Genomic DNA, 15761 nt, shown 5'->3' with positions numbered 1-15761 from the left:
GTCGAACCCGGCGACGGTTGTTCGCCCCATTCCGGCCTGGTACCTGGCCTGCATCTTCGTCACTCAATGTGCCCCTCCAAATGCTTCGAGCGCCGCAGACATGTCAGGCGCCTCGAGGGTGCGCTGTACGTAGTGCCGGCTGGTGATCTGTTCCGATGAGTGACCGAGCTGACGTGATGCCGCAGCGAGTCCTTGGGTGTTGGCCAGGACGGTGCCGACGGACTTGCGGAAGGTGTGCGGGGTGACCCAGTCGAAGCCGAGTTCCTGGCGGGCGGTCCGCCATTGTTTGCGGAAGTTGCTCGGATCCCTGAGTGTCCCCGTGGAGGACGGGAAAACGACGTCGTAGGGGTTGCCCTCGAGCTGTTGCACCTGGCGACGCAGCAGCATGTTCACAGCGAACTGGGGGAGTCGGTACGTCTGCCGTGACCCCGACGACTTCGGATGGTCCTGCAGGATGAGCCCGGTGCCCGGATCATAGATGACCGCGCCGCCGATCGTGACTGTCGGATTGTCGCCAAGGTCGACGTCTTTCCAGCGCACGGCCAGGGCTTCGCTGATCCGTCCACCGGTGGCCAGCATCATGTCGACAACGTCCAGCAGGTCCGTCGGCCTCCGGTGACGCCCGTTCTTTGGCTCCGCCTTCTGCCACTGATCCAGCCCGGCGCGCAGCGCGACAACCTCAGTCACGGTCAGAGCGCGCACGGTGGTCTTCTTCGAGGGGATGGCCGCGACGTCGCGAACCGGGTTGGAGTCCAGTGCCCCATGCCTCACGGCGAGGCTCAGCACGGCCGACAGGACCGTCTTGGCGACTTTCGCGGACGCGTCCCCAGCCGAGGCGCGCAAGGCTTTTAGGAACCGATCTACACGGCTCACCGTGCATTCCCGGATCCGCAGGTTCCCCAACGCCGGGAGGATGTGCAGGTCCAGCGTTTCCCGATAGCGCTTCCGGGTGTTGATCGCCCTATCCCGGTCCTCGAACTCGGCCCACCACAACGGCACCAGCGCGGATACCTTCATGCTGGAAGCAATGTCCTGGCCGGCCGGCGCGGAACGGTCCTGCAGCTTCGTGATCAACTCACGCTCAGCCTTCGCCCCGGTCGTGGAACGGGCCTCCACCTTCCGGGTGACGCCGTCGAAGTCGCGGAACCGGCACATCGCACGGTGCACACCCGGCGCTGGCTGGTCCCTGCTGATCTTGCCCCATGAGCCGAGGGGGAGTGGTGGCCTAGGCATCCCTCTCTCCATTCTCTTTGCCGGCCGCACTTCTAGCGGCCTCCAGGGCGGCAATCCACTCCTGATCTATACCGCTGAGCGGAACGCCTTTGTCCAATAATTCTTCGTAGAGAGACAGGGACTGCCGAGCCATCTTGGTGGCTTCCTTCTTACTGAGCTCCCTATACTCCTCTGGCGCACGTGAATCTTTGGAGGTGCCGCCGGCGATCCTCCATCCGGTCCCTGCCATTTCCAGGGAGACGATGGTGGAAATGATGGACGTGGCCACAGAGTCGTCTTTCCAGTAGATGGGTGGGCCGGCGGTCAGGATTTCGGGTAAGGGCGCGGCGAACTGTTGCCATGCCTCCCACTGAGAAAGAGACCATCCCGGCAGGTACTCAATTGTCTCCGAGCTTTCGGGGGGAAACATTAAGACCATCGGAGAAACGTCTAGAGCGGCTGCCAGAGCAACTACTTCACCCAGCGTGACATTCTTGCGAGCACCAGATTCAAGGTTGGCCAGCGTCGTCCGAAGCAGTTTGAAGCCGAGTTCGTTTGTGCAGTGGTCGGCTACGTCCTGAGCAGACTTCCCTTGCGCGTTCCGTAGGGCTTTGACCCTGGAGCCCACATGGGCGGCAAGCCGTTCCTGCCAGCCGTCTTTGGTGTTGTCCATGAATCAGGACAATACACGTCCAGACTCGACAAAATCCAGTTGCCAAGCAACGAAAGCATTGCTAGCGTGATGCCATGCCGTCTAGAACGGACAACCAATTCCTAAACATGTCATGAAAGCGGACAATATGACCAGTAGTCTGGCAGATTCAGAATCGTCACCCGTATACACACCACAGCAGTTCGCGAGTAGAGAGCACATTCCGCTGGCGACCGTCTACAAGTGGCGCACCGAAGGCAAGGGGCCTCGTGGGTACCGCGTGGGCAAACATTTGCGCTTCTTGCTGGCCGATATTCAGGCCTGGGAGCAGGAACAGCTAGCCAAGGAGTCTGCGTGATGGGCGACCTCGGCATCTATCAGGACACCAACCAACTCGACCACGACGTCGAGGACCTGTTGTGGGAAAACGTCGCCCACAAACTCTCCGGCCGCGGAGTCGACCATGACATCGCCGTCGAAGCAATCCGCCGAGTCGCCGCAACCGACGACTGGCACTGAACCCCGCCACCAGGAGCACCTGATGAACCTCACCCTGCACCAAGGCAACGCCCTCGCCCATGCCGCCGCCGCACTCCGACCCGAATGGACCCCCGAAGGCTGCGGCACCGTGCTGGCACGGGGCAACACCGGCGACGGCCTCCCGGCTACTGACTTTCCCCACGCCATGCAGGCATTGGTCCAGTACGCCGCAGACCCAGCCAACGAGACCTTCGGACAATTCACCGCCACCGGCGCCCACTGGGACACCACAACACGATCACCCAAGGAGAACACCATGACCACCACCGCCAGCAAGACCACTCGCCTCTACGTCCTCGACCAGGCCACCGAGCTGGGCCTCGTGCAACAGGTTCTTCCCGGGATGTATGCCGCTGACATGCGAGTGAGCACAAAGCTGACCATCACCGGCACCCCCCAAGAGGACCTTCACGGCTGGGCAGACCTGACGGTCTACGACGATGACCACGTGGAGCAAGCCAAGGTCGGCATGGACGCAGCGCAGGCCCGCGCACTCGCTGCCTACCTGCTGCAAATCGCCGACGAACTCGACGCACGCACTGAGGACGATCGCGAACTGAAAACAGCAGCTTGATGGTGACGAAGCTCTACACCGTTGCCGAGACCGCCGTGATACTGCGCGAATCCCAGTACACCACCCGTGAGCGTCTGCGCCGCGGTGACATCAAGGGCACCAAGTTCGGTGGCTCGAGATCGAAGTGGCTCATAACTGAAAGCGCGTTGGAGCACTTCATCAAGAAGAACACCCGGTAGGAGGCCGCCTTGGCCCAACTCAACCGCCGTGCCCGCTACAAGCGGAAGCAACGCTGGGTTCAGGGAATCGTCGATGACCCGCGCTTCTCCCTGGACGAGAAGAAAGCGCTGCTGTGGCTCTCCCAGTACGCCGACGAGAACGGCAACATCACCGACCCCCGGGTCAACGCCATGATCCATGAAGCTGTCAGCGGAGAGGAGGGCCATGGGATCGCAGAACGTCGCTAAGGCCTTCATTCACTGGCGGCCCCACCTCTCGCATCGGGAAATGTGCGCGCTGCTGTTCATGTCGAACACCGCCCTGGACGCGGACTGCCCGCCCGTCTATTTCGCAGGCTGGGAGGACGTGGCAAGGTCCATGGATCTCGGAGGTAAGCCCACCACGGCCAAGCGGGCCACGCTGCAAGTCCTCTCCAAGCTCTCTGACGCCGGCGCGATCACTTCGAGCGGCAGCGCCCACTCCGGCGTGCGAGCCGAATATGCGTTGAACCTTGATCCCGATCATCTCTATGAACCGATCGGCCGTGGTCGGAACGTGCAGTGGAAAGAGATCAAAAGGGTGTCTCTCACGCACACCCAATCTAAGGACTCTGAGCTGGCGAAGGGTGTGCAAGACGCACACCCAGAGGATGTGCCTCAGACACACCCACCTGTGTGCACCACGCACACCCAAAAGGGTGTGCCTCACGCACCAAAAAGGGTGTCTCTCACGCACACCCCAAGGAGTACTCAGGAACCACAGGGAGGAATACACGAGGAACCACAAGAGGAATACGGCATCAGTTCCAGCACCACCTCACCTGCACCCGCGGCTGATTTCGCTGCAGATGACGACGAGAGCCTAGAGGACCGGAAGAACAAACAGGCCGCCGCGCTTCGCGCTTGGCAGGCCAACAACCCGGGCCCGTGGGGAACAGACGAATCAGCCGACACCGATCCGTGGACAGCAACCGGAACCGACTCACCGTTCTAGGAGACACCACCATGAGCCCCAAGAAATCCCCTCTCGAAATGGCCGAGTTCTGGACCCGCCAAGCACGAACCGGACCCCGATACCCCGAGGCCCTTCCATGGAGCCCACACGAAGCCCGAGGCCTCACCGCTGCCGACGGTGCCGAAGAGGAACCCCTGCCCAACGACTTGCCGACTGACGACCCCGTACACGAGGCCCTGGAGGACTGACCCCATGCATACGACCTGCAAGGCTCACACCCGTTCAGGCGCCCGGTGTAAGAACCGCCCCATCATCGGCGCCACCGTATGCCGCATGCACGGAGGATCGTCGCCAAGGGTTCGGGCTGCAGCGGAGCGCCGTGTCGCAGAAGACAGTGCCCGGGAGATCCTCGGCACCATCGACCCGGATGCCCCCGACGAGCATCCCGTGGAGACGCTGCTGATACTGATCCGCCAGAAGCGGGCCGAGGTTATGTGGCTCCAATCCGTGGTCCGTGGATTCAGTGAGGACCAGTTGATCTGGGGATTGGCCGAGCACCGCACCGGCATCGGCCCGGAGGGACCTGTGGATGTGGAGACCCGGAAGACAGAGCAGAACGTCTGGTGGAGGCTTCTCCGTGAAGCTGAGAACCAGCTCGCATCCTGGACGATCGCCGCAGCCAAGGCTGGCGTGGACGAGCGCCGTCTGCAGATAGCGGAAGCCGAAGCGGCGATGATTGTCCGCATCCTCGAGACGTTCATCAACCGGTTGCAGCTAACCCCGGAGCGCCATTCGGAAGCCCGCGACATCATGGCCGGCGTTCTCCGCGAACTCGACCAGGCCGAGCAGGGTAGCGCAGCATGAGCTATAACGTGTTCCGCCCAGACCTGTTGACGGCCATCGTGCACCCTGTCGGATGCCAGGCGATCACCACGCTATTTCCGAGGGAGGCTCTGGTCGTCAAGCTCGACAGCCGTGGGATTCAAGGGGAGTTGCGCCGCAGGATCCTCGAAACCTGGGATGCCCTGCACACCACCGGCCGTGTGCCTGAGGCGCTAGGTGCCGCCGTCCCGGCGCCGGTGGAAGCCTTGCCAACAGACGAGACCACTGAGGTGCCCATCGACGCGAATGAGGCCGGCCGCCGCCTCGGTGTGACTGGCGCCAGGTTCCGCCAGATCCGCAAGGACGAGGGGATTGAACCGGTCGGCAGGAGAAGCGGCGCGGACCTATACGACCCCGCCGAAGTTGCTGAACTGGCAGCCTCACGTGCACTCGATAAGAGCCGGGTCGCGGGTCCCAATGAGTCAGAGAGCGACACCAAGGCGGCCTGACATGGCTTGATGTCCTGTCAACGGTCCAGTGTCAACGGTACCGAGGTCTTGAATCCACCGCTTACCCGGCGCAAACACCTTGGATTTCCGTCGTTTCCACCATTTACGGAAGGTCGCCGGCCGAGCGCCCCAAACGGAGGAATGTGGGTGGTGCAAGACCGTCGGAGGTTCTGTTCTCCTTCTTCCTTCCGTCGGTCCGGCCGGATCCACGGGAACCGGGGCAAAGAGTCCCGGTTCCCGATGGCCGACACAGACCAGCACAAGCGAGGTGGGAACCATGACCAGTAGGACCCTTGCGGACGTCTACGCCGCACAGGAAGCCCGTAAGCGGGAACAGGCAGACGCCGACCGCCAGATCCGTGAAGCATTCTCAGGCCGTCCCGCGAAGGGAACACCCGCAGCCGAAGCCGCCCGCAAGGTACACGAATCGTTCACTGGCCCTAACGTGCCGGAAGAGCAAGCCGCCGCGAACAAGCAGGTACATGACGCGTTCAACGGCCGCTCGACCTCCGAACTCACTGCACGAGCGGTCAATGCCACCGTGAGCCGAGCCTGGAACGGGGTCAAGGACCCTGCCGCCGACGCGAAAGACGCCAAGCTGATTCACGGCCGGACCGCTGGGTCTGTTCGGGAGTCCGGCGGTACCGTGACTCGCCGAGTCACCGAATCCGCCACCGCCACAGCCACCGTCGCCACGGCCAAGGACGGCCCTGGTGAGGTACTCGTCCGCATCATTGACGAGGGTGTCGGCAGCTCCGGAACCTACACCCGCGCCATCCTCGAGCAGGCCGCTAAGGACAAGGTGTTTCCGAAGAACACGGCCATGCACCTCAACCACGACACCGAGACCGAGCTCATGGAACGCCCCGGGGGAAGCCTGCGGAACATGGTTGGCGCCCTCCTAGAGGACGCCCGGTATCAGAACGGTGCCCTGTTCGCCCGGGCCCGCATCGGCTCCAAATGGCGTCACCTGATCGAAGAGTTCCACGACGTGATCGGGGTGTCCATCAATGCCGCCGCCGAAGTAGACCACACCGGCACCATCGCCCGCCTGGTCCCCGACCCGTTCAACCGGGTCGACCTCGTTACCGTCGCTGGACGTGGCGGACGCGTGGAAGCCCTGCTCGAAGCAGCCCGCAACAACTGACCGACCGACGAGAGGACTCACCCATGGGAATCACCAAGCGCACATCCGCCGAGGCCGTGAAGGATGCCAGAGGGCACGAGGCCAAAGCCGCGGAGCTCGAGGTCAAGGCCACTGACTCGGCCACGACGATCGAGCGCATGGAGGCTGAATCCGTGGACGCCATCGTGGCCGACCCCCGGCAGGCCGAGAAGATCGACGCCGAGATCACCGCGCAGTGGCGCATGGCCCGCGCCTTCACCGCCAAGGCAGACCAACACCGCAGCAAAGCCACGGAGTTCTACCGAGAAGCCTTGGACCTTGAGGCCACAGAACTGCACCGTGAAGCGGACAAGCTGGACAAGCAAGCCGAACAGCACACCGCACGGGTGGACGACCTGCTGACCAAGCTCCGCGAACTGGACGGCCTGGAATACGGGCCCCGAGACCGAGTCAAGACTGACGGCGGCGATTGGGTAGCTCAGAATCTGGGCGCTTCCGTGGCCACCAAGCTCCGCAACGATGCCGAGACGATCCGAATCAAGGCGGACAATAATCGCTTCTTCTTGGCGACCGGGAAACGCGCCTTCGGCAAGCAAGACCTGAACGCCGAACTGGGGAGTAAGTACAGCGTGACGGTTATGCCCATGCACCTGCAGGCCCATCACGTTAGCGAGCTCCTAGGCCGAGTGACCGCCGGAACCACCCCGCGGTTCGATGACACGGGCGGCGTGAGCGCATGGGACGGAGAGATGGAAGGCACTACTCCCGACCCGGAACCGGAAAGCTCCACTCATGGCCGACTCTGATGGCGAGTTCGCCAGGATCATGAATCAGGCCGCAGACATCTTCGAGCGCACGTGGCAACCGGCGCCGTACCCGGACCCACGGGACCACCCAGCGGTTCTCGCTCAGGAGGCCGGATCCGCCATCGGGCAGATCGTCTACCTGAACTTGCAGGGAAACCTGGGCGCCGAGCTCAAGGATTACCAGTCCTCCACGCTGATGGACGCCCAGGACATCCTCAGCGAGCTTGCCGATCGCATCGCGGGCGACAGCCTCCCGGGTCTTCTACCGCCATGGCAGTGACCGATGAAGTCCTGCAGATCCTCGCGGCCTCCCGTGGTGCCATTGGCGAGCTTGCCGACCAGCAGGTCATCGCTTTGGTGGGTGCCTGGGTGGACAGCTGGGACAGCCTCGCCACCGAAATGCGGGACGCCCTCAACGAACTCATGGCCGCGGCCGACGACGGCCGGGTGACCGCCTGGCAGGTGTCCCGTGCTCAACGCCTGCAAGCCGCCCTCGCTGCCGCTGAGGCCGAAGCTGAACGCCTCCGGCAGTACGCGGCCGACAACATCGCCGCCGACGTGCTCACGGCCGTCCAGTACGGTGCCGGTGCCGCCCGCGATCTCACCACCGCGCAACTCCCGCCGGAGGCGTCACGGTACCCGGTATGGGCGCCCCTGAACGAGGACGCCCTCACCGCCATCGTCGCCCGCACCACCCAGCAGATCCACGCCTCGAGCATTCCTCTCTCGACAGCGATGGTCGCGGGCATGAGAGCCGAACTTTCCAACGGGATCAGTACCGGTGACAACCCCAATACGGTGGCCCGCAAGATCATGCGGCGGCTCGAACATCACTTCAACGGCGGCCTCTCCCGAGCCACCCGCATCGCCCGCACCGAACTCTTGGACGCCATGAGGACCGCACACCTCGAGGCGGACAAGAACAACCGGCACATCGTGACCGGATGGATTTGGTACGCCACCCTGGACTCCAGGGTTTGTACCAGCTGCCTCGGAATGCACGGCACGTTCCACGACGTGGACGAGTTCGGGCCAGCCGACCACCAGAACGGACGCTGCGCCCGGCTGCCAAAGACGAAAAGCTGGGCCGAGCTCGGCTTCACTGGAATCGAAGACGAGGACCCGGACTACCAGGGCGAGCGCGACGACTGGTTCTCAAACCTCACGGACGACACCCAACGCGACATCATGGGCCCCGCCCGCCTCGAACTGTTCAACGCGGGGCAGGTTGGCTGGGACGACTTCACCACTCGCAAGGAGAACCCAGATTGGCGGCCGGCCCACTACGAGACCCCCGTCAAGAATTTGACCGCCCGCTAACTCGTCTCGTCGCTCCACTATCGTGACGGCATCACCGCACCGTTCAGAGGAAAACCATCATGAAGCGCACCCCCATCGCCGCCCTGACCCTGGCCACTGCCGCCCTCGTACTCACTGGATGCGCCCAAGGCGAACCGCAAGCCGCTGAGACGGTCACTGTGACGGCAACGGCCACAGTTACTGCCACCCCATCGCCGACGCCCTCGGAAACTGCCGAGCCGGAGGACATGGACACCAGCGCTCGCGGCGCCCGGGTGATGAAAGCCGGTGACAGTGACGGTCTAATCGATGCTGACGGGACCGAACTGCTGAACTTCACCGTCAACTCCATCGAGGTGGATCCGGGGTGCACGGGCAATGGCAGCGGCGTGGCGGAGAACGGGCACTTTGTCGTCTTTGACGTGGACTTCGCAATCACCGAGGCAGCCGCAGGGGTGCTTTCCACGCCGAGCAACATGTTCAACACGGCGGCCTACCGGGTCATCGATGCGGATGGCAACACGATGGGGGAGAGCCCGAACACCAATGACGCGCACACGTGCCTCCCGGACGAGGAGAAGCTCAGGTACGACATCGGACCGGGGGAGAAGTCCAGCGGCAAGGTTGTCTTTGATGTGCCCGTCGAGTCCGGCGTCCTGCTCACCGAGTCAGACGCAGCCCCTGACCTCAAGTGGGAATGGGCATTCTGACCTCCATTCCGGTGGGTAAACGGTGGATCAGACCCATCTCAGGGCCTATTCGGGCGTCACTGCCCGCATGAAAGCGGGGGAGTGGGCGTCACTGGACTGAGAACGAACTGTTCTCAACCAGTAGATTTCCACCGTTTCCGCTATTTCCGGAAGCGTCGTCGATGTCTCAGTGTGGACCGGAGTATGGAGACATGGATGCTCTCATCAACCTGATGTTGTACTGCCCTCTCGGTACACCAGACCAAGAACAGCGGCTCGCATGTCACGAATAGCCCTCGAGGTTGCGGGCGAGTTTTCACGCACGCGGATCGATGAGCAGCTACGGAAGTACATCGATCGACCGGACTTGTGGACCTACGACGAGCTCTATAGATCGACAGCGATAATCGGCCGTCTCGGTGCCCCGACATTCATTGCGGAACTGGACGAGCAGGTGGGCCTGCCGACGCATGTGCTGCGCTCGTTGTTGGGAGAACTCTGGAACCGGAGTTGGTCGCCTGAACTCGCGTTGGAACGTGATCGATGGGTGACGCTGTTCAACCGGGCGGGCGGTTACACCCTGGATGGTCACGACAACACACCTCCGGCCGGACCGGTGAGACTGTGGCGCGGGTCGTCTCTGGAGTATCGGGACAACATGACGTGGACTGACAGCCGAGACTTGGCCGCGAGCTTTGCGTTCGAAGTCAACCCTCTGTACGAGGACGGCAGGCAAGGAGCACTTTGGACGGCTGTCGTTGACCCAGACCGAATCTGGGCCGGGACCAGCCTGCTCTACCCTCCCACTTCTGAGCTAGTCACTGAGTACGTGACGGACACGTGGGGACTGGAAATCGTGGAGGACAATGACGGTCGGGGCCTGAACCGTGGTTGACCGGCCGCATGACGAGCGAAACGCCGCTGCCCTCGCCGCGTTACTGGCAGCCTCGTCCAATTTCTCACAGGAGAGGGCGGACGCCTTCGCGGGCTTCTACTCCCGCCACCCGAGACTATGGACCACAGCACACCTGGTGACCGCCATTCAAGAGGTAGGCCCCAACGGAGCTCCCGTATTCATATCTGAACTAGACGAAGCGGTAGGCGGCCTCCCGGCGGATGAGCTTCGGCCGATCATGGGCAAGCTCTACGCCCGCTGCCGCAATCCCATGCTCACACTGCCGCGGAATCGGTGGGTGGAGTTATTCGAGCATGTGGGCTACACGGTTGATGGAAAGCCGGCCACTCGTCCATCCGCTCCACTCCAGCTTTGGCGAGGTGCACCCGCTGAGTACCGTGACAGCTGGTCATGGACAGATGACCGCGAGTTGGCCCACGGCTTCGCCGCAGTAGGAGCGAACCGATGGGGTGACAGCGCTGTATGGACGGCGGTAGTGGAACCGTGGCGGTTGCTTGCCCTTTTGCCAGGAGCGCACGCAGTAGGCAACTGGGTCGGCAACGGCTTGGAGTACGTCGTAAACACTGATGGCCTGTCCATTAGCGAAGCCTCGGTACACGAGTAACGGGACGTCCCGCCTCGGCGACGAGTTGGACGGCAGTCAACCAAATAATTCTGGGATACGCGGGAACCGCAGGGCCTATGCATTCCGGACTACGGTGAGCACAGCCGGACAGTCCGGCGACACAAACGAGAGGATTCCCAATGGCACTCGATGATCGGACACATACCGACTATGGGAAGGCGAAAGAGTCCGCCGCGACAGCTCTACTGAAGAAGATCATGGAGCAGCTGGAAGATTACGACACCCCGAGCGATGTTCGGGATCTGGCAGAATCCTATGCACTTGTTGCAGGAAGCTACACAGGCGGCACCAAAGTACACGTGAAGTCCTGACTGCACTGTGCCCCGGCCGGCAAGCGCGGTCGGGGCACAGCCGTTGCCCGGATCAGATCCGATGGATGGTGTACCGGGTGATCCCACGTATGCCTATGCCGGCGGATAGTTCCCGCTAGTTATATCGAGCGGTTGAGCGACGAGACGAGAGGTGCCGCAGACGTTGGCGAGGATCAGTCTGGAAGCCGGGCGATGACGCTACTGCCCATCATCGACTCCACGGACCCGAGCAACAGGGATCCACTGGGGCTATTCCACGACCAGAGCCGGCTCTAGTCTGTCGGCATGGCCAATACACCAACCGAAGAAATCACCGAGTACTGCCCCAAGTGCGCAAGGAACACGAAGCAGCGTGTCACCTACTCCCAAACGACCCGGGCAGACGGAACGCGAATTCCGATCTCCCAAGAGTGCCTTGAGTGCTCCACGGACGAATGAACAGGGACCAACCATGGATCTCGAACCTCAGTTCCAAAGCCTTGTAGCAAACTTGGCAGCTCTGGCTGCCAAGAACAGTGCCGCATATGTTGCAGACAGAGTCTCGCGTCTTCGTGCATCCAAGAGAGATGAAGCGACGTTCAATGCTCTAGCGGAACTCGTTGATGAACTAGCCGCCGACAAGGCGGAAGCAATGAGGATTGCGTCGGCCTTCGAACAGGAGCTCGTTGCGCAGCGGATCTCCGATGACGACATCACCTTCATGACCGAAACAGTTGTTCCCTTGATTGAGAAGTTTGCGTTGAGCACAACGGGAGAAGGCGAAGCTCAAGCAACTCAAGACAACTTGGATGCCCTCAAGGCGCTTCTCTCTGCGGACGCGGTAAACGTCCTTCAACTAGTCGGCTTTAACTTCAAAGAAGCCGTCGGCGCGCCGCTGACCGATCTGCTGGCGAGCGTCATTCGCTCAAAGGCGCAGACTTCTGAATCTCCAGAGATGGAGACGCAGCGGGCGTACATTGAATTTCAGACGGAGATGGCGAAGCTTTCGCAGGATGAAGCGGCTTTTCAGAGGTACCTGGCGCTCACGGGCAATCAGTAGTTCTTGCTCAACAAAGAGTCCGTCCTGGCCCACCGCTTACCCACCGGAAACAACGAAAACCAACGGCTATCAGCGAGTAGAACCGCCCGCGTCGAAGAGCCCGCGTCCCTGCAATGGCGGGGCCAACGAGGGACAAGGGAAGTCAGCGCAAACAACGCCCTACTAATCTTTTGGTCGCGGGTTCAAGTCCCGCACGCCCCACTTCCTGAGCACCCGTGTGCCGTCAGTCGAAGCGGCCCGCCATGCCGAGCATGTTGTAGGGGCTGTAGTCGATGTCCGTGAGGGTCACGCCACTGGAGGGATTGCGGGCATGGGCGATAGTGCCCTCGTCGACCACGATCGCCACGTGGTAGACCCCGGAGGAACTACCGTTGTTGGACCAGTACACCAGGTCTCCCACTTGCGCCTGAGACACGGGAACATGCTGGTCGGCCGCCCCGTACTGGCTGGAGGAGGTTCGAGGCAGTGACTTGCCGCCGGCCTGAAAGGCGCCGCTCGTGAACCCGGAGCAGTCGAAGCCGTTCGGTCCGGTGCCGCCGTACTGGTAGTACGTGCTCGAGCTGGTGGCCTTGGTCTTGGCCCATTGGGCTGCCTTGGTCTTCCAGGCGGTGACCGGCGAAGTGCCGGAGTCAGCGGGAAGCGGCTTGGCCACCGGCGTGGTGACATTGCCGCGTCCGGCGATGCTGCCATTCGCCTTGTACAGGAATGCGGCCGTCTCCGCGCGCGAGATATTGGCCCGTGGTTTGAACGTGCCATCGCCGTAGCCGCTGGTGATCCCCGCGCTCAACAGCCACGACGCGGCAGAGTAGTAGTCCGTTCCGGATCCCATGTCGGCGAAGGAGCCTGCCGCGGCCTGTGGATTCCCCGCCAGCCGGTGCAGGAACGCCGCCAACTCACCGCGGGTGACGGCCTGACCGGGGCGGAAAGAGTGGTCGCTGTAACCCACCGAGATGCCCTTCTGGGCGAACCACGTGATGGCGTCGTAGTAGGCCCCGCCGGGATTCACATCCGTGAAGTAGCGCTGACCGTTGCTCGGGTGGGAAGGCCGGACCTGCCGGTAGAGGAAGGCGGCGATCTCGCCCCTCGTCACCTGCCGGTTCTTCCGAAAAGTGTTGTCTGGATAGCCGACGGAGATCTCTCGGCAGTTCATCCACGTGATCGGCGCGTAATGACCGCTTCCGGTAGGGTTGTCGACGAAATCCGCCTTGCCGCAGGAGTCCGCGGCGACCGCCGATGTGGCGGTGACCAGGGACGTGCTCAGCCCTCCGAGCGAGCCCAGGGTGGCCACGGCGAGCGTGGTCGCCACCATGACGCCGGCGGTCAGGCGGCGCGAAGAGCGGGCCGGGAAAGCCCGGCGAGGAATCGTCGACATGATGGACACAGACGATACCCGACCGTTATTGAACCGTCACCTTTTGGTGATGGGACCGTGATCCGAATCGCGGTGCCCGCGGTCGGCCGGTAGCGTGGCAGCGTGCCCCAGTCGTCACTCGAAGCCACCGTGGACCGGCCCCTGCGCCTGTTCATGGATGCCCGCTACACGCGCGTCGGATTCCACGACGGCATCTCGCGGTACGGGGCCAGCCTCATCGCCGCCGTCGCGCCGCTGGCCGAGGTCACCATGATCATCTCGGACGAGGCTCAGTTGACCATGCTTCCGGAGGGCGTGGACTGGGTGAAGGTCTCGGACCCGACATCCCCGGCGGAGCCGTTCATCGCCCGCCAGCTCAACCGGTACCGGCCCGACGTCGTCTTCTCGCCCATGCAGACCATGGGTTCGGTGGGCCGGGAGTACGGCCTGATCTTGACGCTGCACGATCTGATCTATTACCAGTACCGCACACCGCCGGCGGACATGCCCGCACCGGTCAAGCTGTTGTGGCGTGGATTCCACCTGGCCTACTGGCCACAGAGACTCGTCCTGGACCGGGCCGACGCCGTGGCCACCGTTTCCGCCACCACCCGCACCCTGATGCGCCGGCACCGGCTCACCAGTCGGGAGATCCGGATCATCGGCAACGCGCCGCAGCCGGTGGCGCAGCCCCGTGATCCCGAGGTGGCGCCAGAGAAGTCCCTCGTCTACATGGGCTCCTTCATGGACTACAAGAACGTCCAGACGCTCGTGCGGGCCATGGCCCACTTGCCGGGGTATCAGCTCCACCTGTTGTCCCGGATCTCGGCCGACCGTGAGAGCCAGCTGACGGCGGTGGCCCGAGCCGCCGGTGTCCCGGACGGGTTGGTGATCTTCCATCACGGCACCACGGATGAGGACTACCAGCAGCTGGTGCGCACGGCCACCGCGCTGGTGACCATGTCCCGCGCCGAGGGCTACGGGCTGCCATTGGCTGAAGCCATGGCCCACGGCACCCCCGTGGTTGTCTCGGACCTGGAGATCTTCCGCGAGATCGGAGGGCCCGACGGCGGCGCCGCCCGGTTCGTGCCCCTCGGTCAGGATGATCGCTCTGCGGCAGTCGTCGCCCAACGGGTGCGGGAACTGGAGGACTCGGCCGTCTTCGCAGCTGCTTCCCGTGCGGCCGTGGCCCGCAGCGAGGCCTTCAGCTGGGAGGCTTCCGCCCGCGCTCTGGTCTCCTTGGCCGAGGACATCGCCGTGCGTCGCTCACGTCGCCGGAGGATCTCCCTCGAGGGGCCACAACACTGACGGTCCCGTCCATCCCAGCAGCATCAGCGGATCCACATACCGGTCCCAGGCCGTGCCCTCCACGATCCAGCCGTCCGGAATGCGCACGCCCCAGTGGACGCATCTGGTCTCACAGTGGTGGACGTCGGCGTCCACCGTGCCGAGCTGATCGCCGGTGTCCACCCGGTCGCCGACCGCCAGGCCTTCGGCGGCGACCACCGGTTCCAGGCTGGAGAGCATCCCGTTCGTGTGGGCCACGGTGATGACCGGCCGACCGGCGACGTCGCCGACGAAGCGGACCGTGCCGGCTGCCGGTGCCAGCACCCGGCCGTCCTGAAGGGCCCAATCGACACCCCGGTGACCGGCGGCCCACGGCTCTGGCGGTGGTTCGAAGTCGCGTAGCACTGACGACCGGTCCACCGATCCACCCGACCCGGACGGCGGGGCCCACAGAACATGCTCGGTGAGCAGAGGCGCCAGGAGAAGGGTGGACATGAGGGCAAGCCGCGGCGCCCAGGGGCGGAGGCGTCCGGGGGAGGAGAACCACAGTGACATGCACACCAGACTGCCGCGCCGCCGTCGTGCGTGCCGGTGGTGTCCGGGCCGGAGGTGGACGACGCGGCCGCGTTGGGGCTCTGTGGAGGAGGAATCCCTGTGGAGGAACCGGTTCAGAGCACTGGGGCGGCTGAGGTAAGATTGGCCCAGCAGTTGTGTGCCTGGCCATCTGGCCGGAGACGCACCGCTGACTACGCGTATGACTGATGCCGGCCCAGCGGAACCCTTGATGGTTCCGCCTCGGGTACGGCAGGTCCCCACCATCGGTCCCGATCGCACTCACGGGTGCGGCCGGGTCAGCGTCGGGGATGCCGGGTCCGCCCGCAGCCCATGCC

Annotated in this window: 22 protein-coding genes; 18 read left to right on the top strand and 4 right to left on the bottom strand. The window is 63.4% G+C overall.

Going from position 1 to position 15761, the window contains the following annotated elements; translation table 11 throughout:
• Positions 1 to 63: 63 nt before the first annotated feature.
• Positions 64 to 1233 (bottom strand): tyrosine-type recombinase/integrase, encoded by a 1170-nt coding sequence (locus tag ACFQQD_RS11405; RefSeq protein ID WP_378089379.1) that lies wholly within the window; start codon positions 1231 to 1233, stop codon positions 64 to 66.
• Positions 1226 to 1885, bottom strand: a complete 660-nt coding sequence (locus tag ACFQQD_RS11400; protein ID WP_378089377.1) for a helix-turn-helix domain-containing protein — start codon at positions 1883 to 1885, stop codon at positions 1226 to 1228. Before ACFQQD_RS11400 ends, ACFQQD_RS11405 begins: the two co-directional genes overlap by 8 nt.
• 112 nt (positions 1886 to 1997) lie before the next feature.
• Between ACFQQD_RS11400 and ACFQQD_RS11395 the strand changes: the two genes are divergently transcribed.
• From ACFQQD_RS11395 to ACFQQD_RS11315, 17 genes are all read left to right on the top strand, one after another.
• Positions 1998 to 2222, top strand: a complete 225-nt coding sequence (locus ACFQQD_RS11395) for a helix-turn-helix transcriptional regulator (protein WP_378089374.1) — start codon at positions 1998 to 2000, stop codon at positions 2220 to 2222.
• Entirely contained in the window at positions 2219 to 2383 is a 165-nt protein-coding gene (locus ACFQQD_RS11390) for a hypothetical protein (RefSeq protein WP_378089372.1), read from the top strand. The genes ACFQQD_RS11395 and ACFQQD_RS11390 overlap by 4 nt, the downstream gene beginning before the upstream one ends.
• Positions 2384 to 2405: 22 nt before the next feature.
• Complete coding sequence (locus ACFQQD_RS11385) at positions 2406 to 2978, top strand: hypothetical protein (protein WP_378089370.1); 573 nt, start codon at positions 2406 to 2408, stop codon at positions 2976 to 2978.
• The gene (locus ACFQQD_RS11380) at positions 2978 to 3157 is read left to right on the top strand and encodes a helix-turn-helix domain-containing protein (protein ID WP_378089368.1); all 180 of its coding nucleotides are present in this window, start codon (positions 2978 to 2980) and stop codon (positions 3155 to 3157) included. The genes ACFQQD_RS11385 and ACFQQD_RS11380 overlap by 1 nt, the downstream gene beginning before the upstream one ends.
• A 9-nt stretch (positions 3158 to 3166) precedes the next feature.
• Positions 3167 to 3385, top strand: coding sequence for a hypothetical protein (locus ACFQQD_RS11375; protein WP_378089366.1), 219 nt, complete (start codon positions 3167 to 3169; stop codon positions 3383 to 3385).
• Complete coding sequence (locus ACFQQD_RS11370) at positions 3363 to 4130, top strand: hypothetical protein (protein WP_378089364.1); 768 nt, start codon at positions 3363 to 3365, stop codon at positions 4128 to 4130. The genes ACFQQD_RS11375 and ACFQQD_RS11370 overlap by 23 nt, the downstream gene beginning before the upstream one ends.
• A gap of 11 nt (positions 4131 to 4141) precedes the next feature.
• Positions 4142 to 4339 (top strand): hypothetical protein, encoded by a 198-nt coding sequence (locus ACFQQD_RS11365; protein ID WP_378089361.1) that lies wholly within the window; start codon positions 4142 to 4144, stop codon positions 4337 to 4339.
• A 4-nt stretch (positions 4340 to 4343) separates the two neighbouring features.
• Positions 4344 to 4955 (top strand): HGGxSTG domain-containing protein, encoded by a 612-nt coding sequence (locus tag ACFQQD_RS11360; protein WP_378089359.1) that lies wholly within the window; start codon positions 4344 to 4346, stop codon positions 4953 to 4955.
• Complete coding sequence (locus ACFQQD_RS11355) at positions 4952 to 5422, top strand: hypothetical protein (protein ID WP_378089357.1); 471 nt, start codon at positions 4952 to 4954, stop codon at positions 5420 to 5422. The genes ACFQQD_RS11360 and ACFQQD_RS11355 overlap by 4 nt, the downstream gene beginning before the upstream one ends.
• 277 nt (positions 5423 to 5699) lie before the next feature.
• Positions 5700 to 6569, top strand: coding sequence for a hypothetical protein (locus ACFQQD_RS11350; RefSeq protein ID WP_378089355.1), 870 nt, complete (start codon positions 5700 to 5702; stop codon positions 6567 to 6569).
• 23 nt (positions 6570 to 6592) lie between these two features.
• Positions 6593 to 7354 (top strand): hypothetical protein, encoded by a 762-nt coding sequence (locus tag ACFQQD_RS11345; protein WP_378089353.1) that lies wholly within the window; start codon positions 6593 to 6595, stop codon positions 7352 to 7354.
• A complete protein-coding gene (locus ACFQQD_RS11340; RefSeq protein WP_378089351.1) occupies positions 7341 to 7634 on the top strand; it encodes a hypothetical protein in 294 nt (97 codons plus the stop codon). The genes ACFQQD_RS11345 and ACFQQD_RS11340 overlap by 14 nt, the downstream gene beginning before the upstream one ends.
• Complete coding sequence (locus ACFQQD_RS11335) at positions 7625 to 8674, top strand: phage minor head protein (protein WP_378089349.1); 1050 nt, start codon at positions 7625 to 7627, stop codon at positions 8672 to 8674. The genes ACFQQD_RS11340 and ACFQQD_RS11335 overlap by 10 nt, the downstream gene beginning before the upstream one ends.
• A 59-nt stretch (positions 8675 to 8733) precedes the next feature.
• Positions 8734 to 9363 (top strand): hypothetical protein, encoded by a 630-nt coding sequence (locus ACFQQD_RS11330; RefSeq protein WP_378089347.1) that lies wholly within the window; start codon positions 8734 to 8736, stop codon positions 9361 to 9363.
• Positions 9364 to 9622: 259 nt separating this feature from the next.
• On the top strand, positions 9623 to 10237 hold the full coding sequence (locus ACFQQD_RS11325; RefSeq protein WP_378089345.1) for a hypothetical protein: 615 nt from the start codon (positions 9623 to 9625) through the stop codon (positions 10235 to 10237).
• Positions 10238 to 11002: 765 nt separating this feature from the next.
• Complete coding sequence (locus tag ACFQQD_RS11320) at positions 11003 to 11194, top strand: hypothetical protein (RefSeq protein WP_378089342.1); 192 nt, start codon at positions 11003 to 11005, stop codon at positions 11192 to 11194.
• A gap of 451 nt (positions 11195 to 11645) precedes the next feature.
• Positions 11646 to 12233, top strand: coding sequence for a hypothetical protein (locus ACFQQD_RS11315; RefSeq protein WP_378089340.1), 588 nt, complete (start codon positions 11646 to 11648; stop codon positions 12231 to 12233).
• A 223-nt stretch (positions 12234 to 12456) separates the two neighbouring features.
• Here the strand turns inward: ACFQQD_RS11315 and ACFQQD_RS11310 are convergent, their stop codons facing one another.
• Positions 12457 to 13605, bottom strand: coding sequence for an S-layer homology domain-containing protein (locus ACFQQD_RS11310; RefSeq protein ID WP_378089338.1), 1149 nt, complete (start codon positions 13603 to 13605; stop codon positions 12457 to 12459).
• Positions 13606 to 13758: 153 nt separating this feature from the next.
• Between ACFQQD_RS11310 and ACFQQD_RS11305 the strand changes: the two genes are divergently transcribed.
• A complete protein-coding gene (locus ACFQQD_RS11305) occupies positions 13759 to 14892 on the top strand; it encodes a glycosyltransferase (RefSeq protein WP_378090112.1) in 1134 nt (377 codons plus the stop codon).
• Here the strand turns inward: ACFQQD_RS11305 and ACFQQD_RS11300 are convergent.
• Positions 14851 to 15366 (bottom strand): M23 family metallopeptidase, encoded by a 516-nt coding sequence (locus tag ACFQQD_RS11300; protein WP_378089336.1) that lies wholly within the window; start codon positions 15364 to 15366, stop codon positions 14851 to 14853. The genes ACFQQD_RS11305 and ACFQQD_RS11300 overlap by 42 nt on opposite strands.
• Positions 15367 to 15761 lie beyond the last annotated feature (395 nt).

Source organism: Citricoccus sp. GCM10030269 (assembly GCF_042665635.1).
Taxonomy (GTDB): domain Bacteria; phylum Actinomycetota; class Actinomycetes; order Actinomycetales; family Micrococcaceae; genus Citricoccus.
This window is presented reverse-complemented; position numbering and strand designations above follow the sequence as displayed.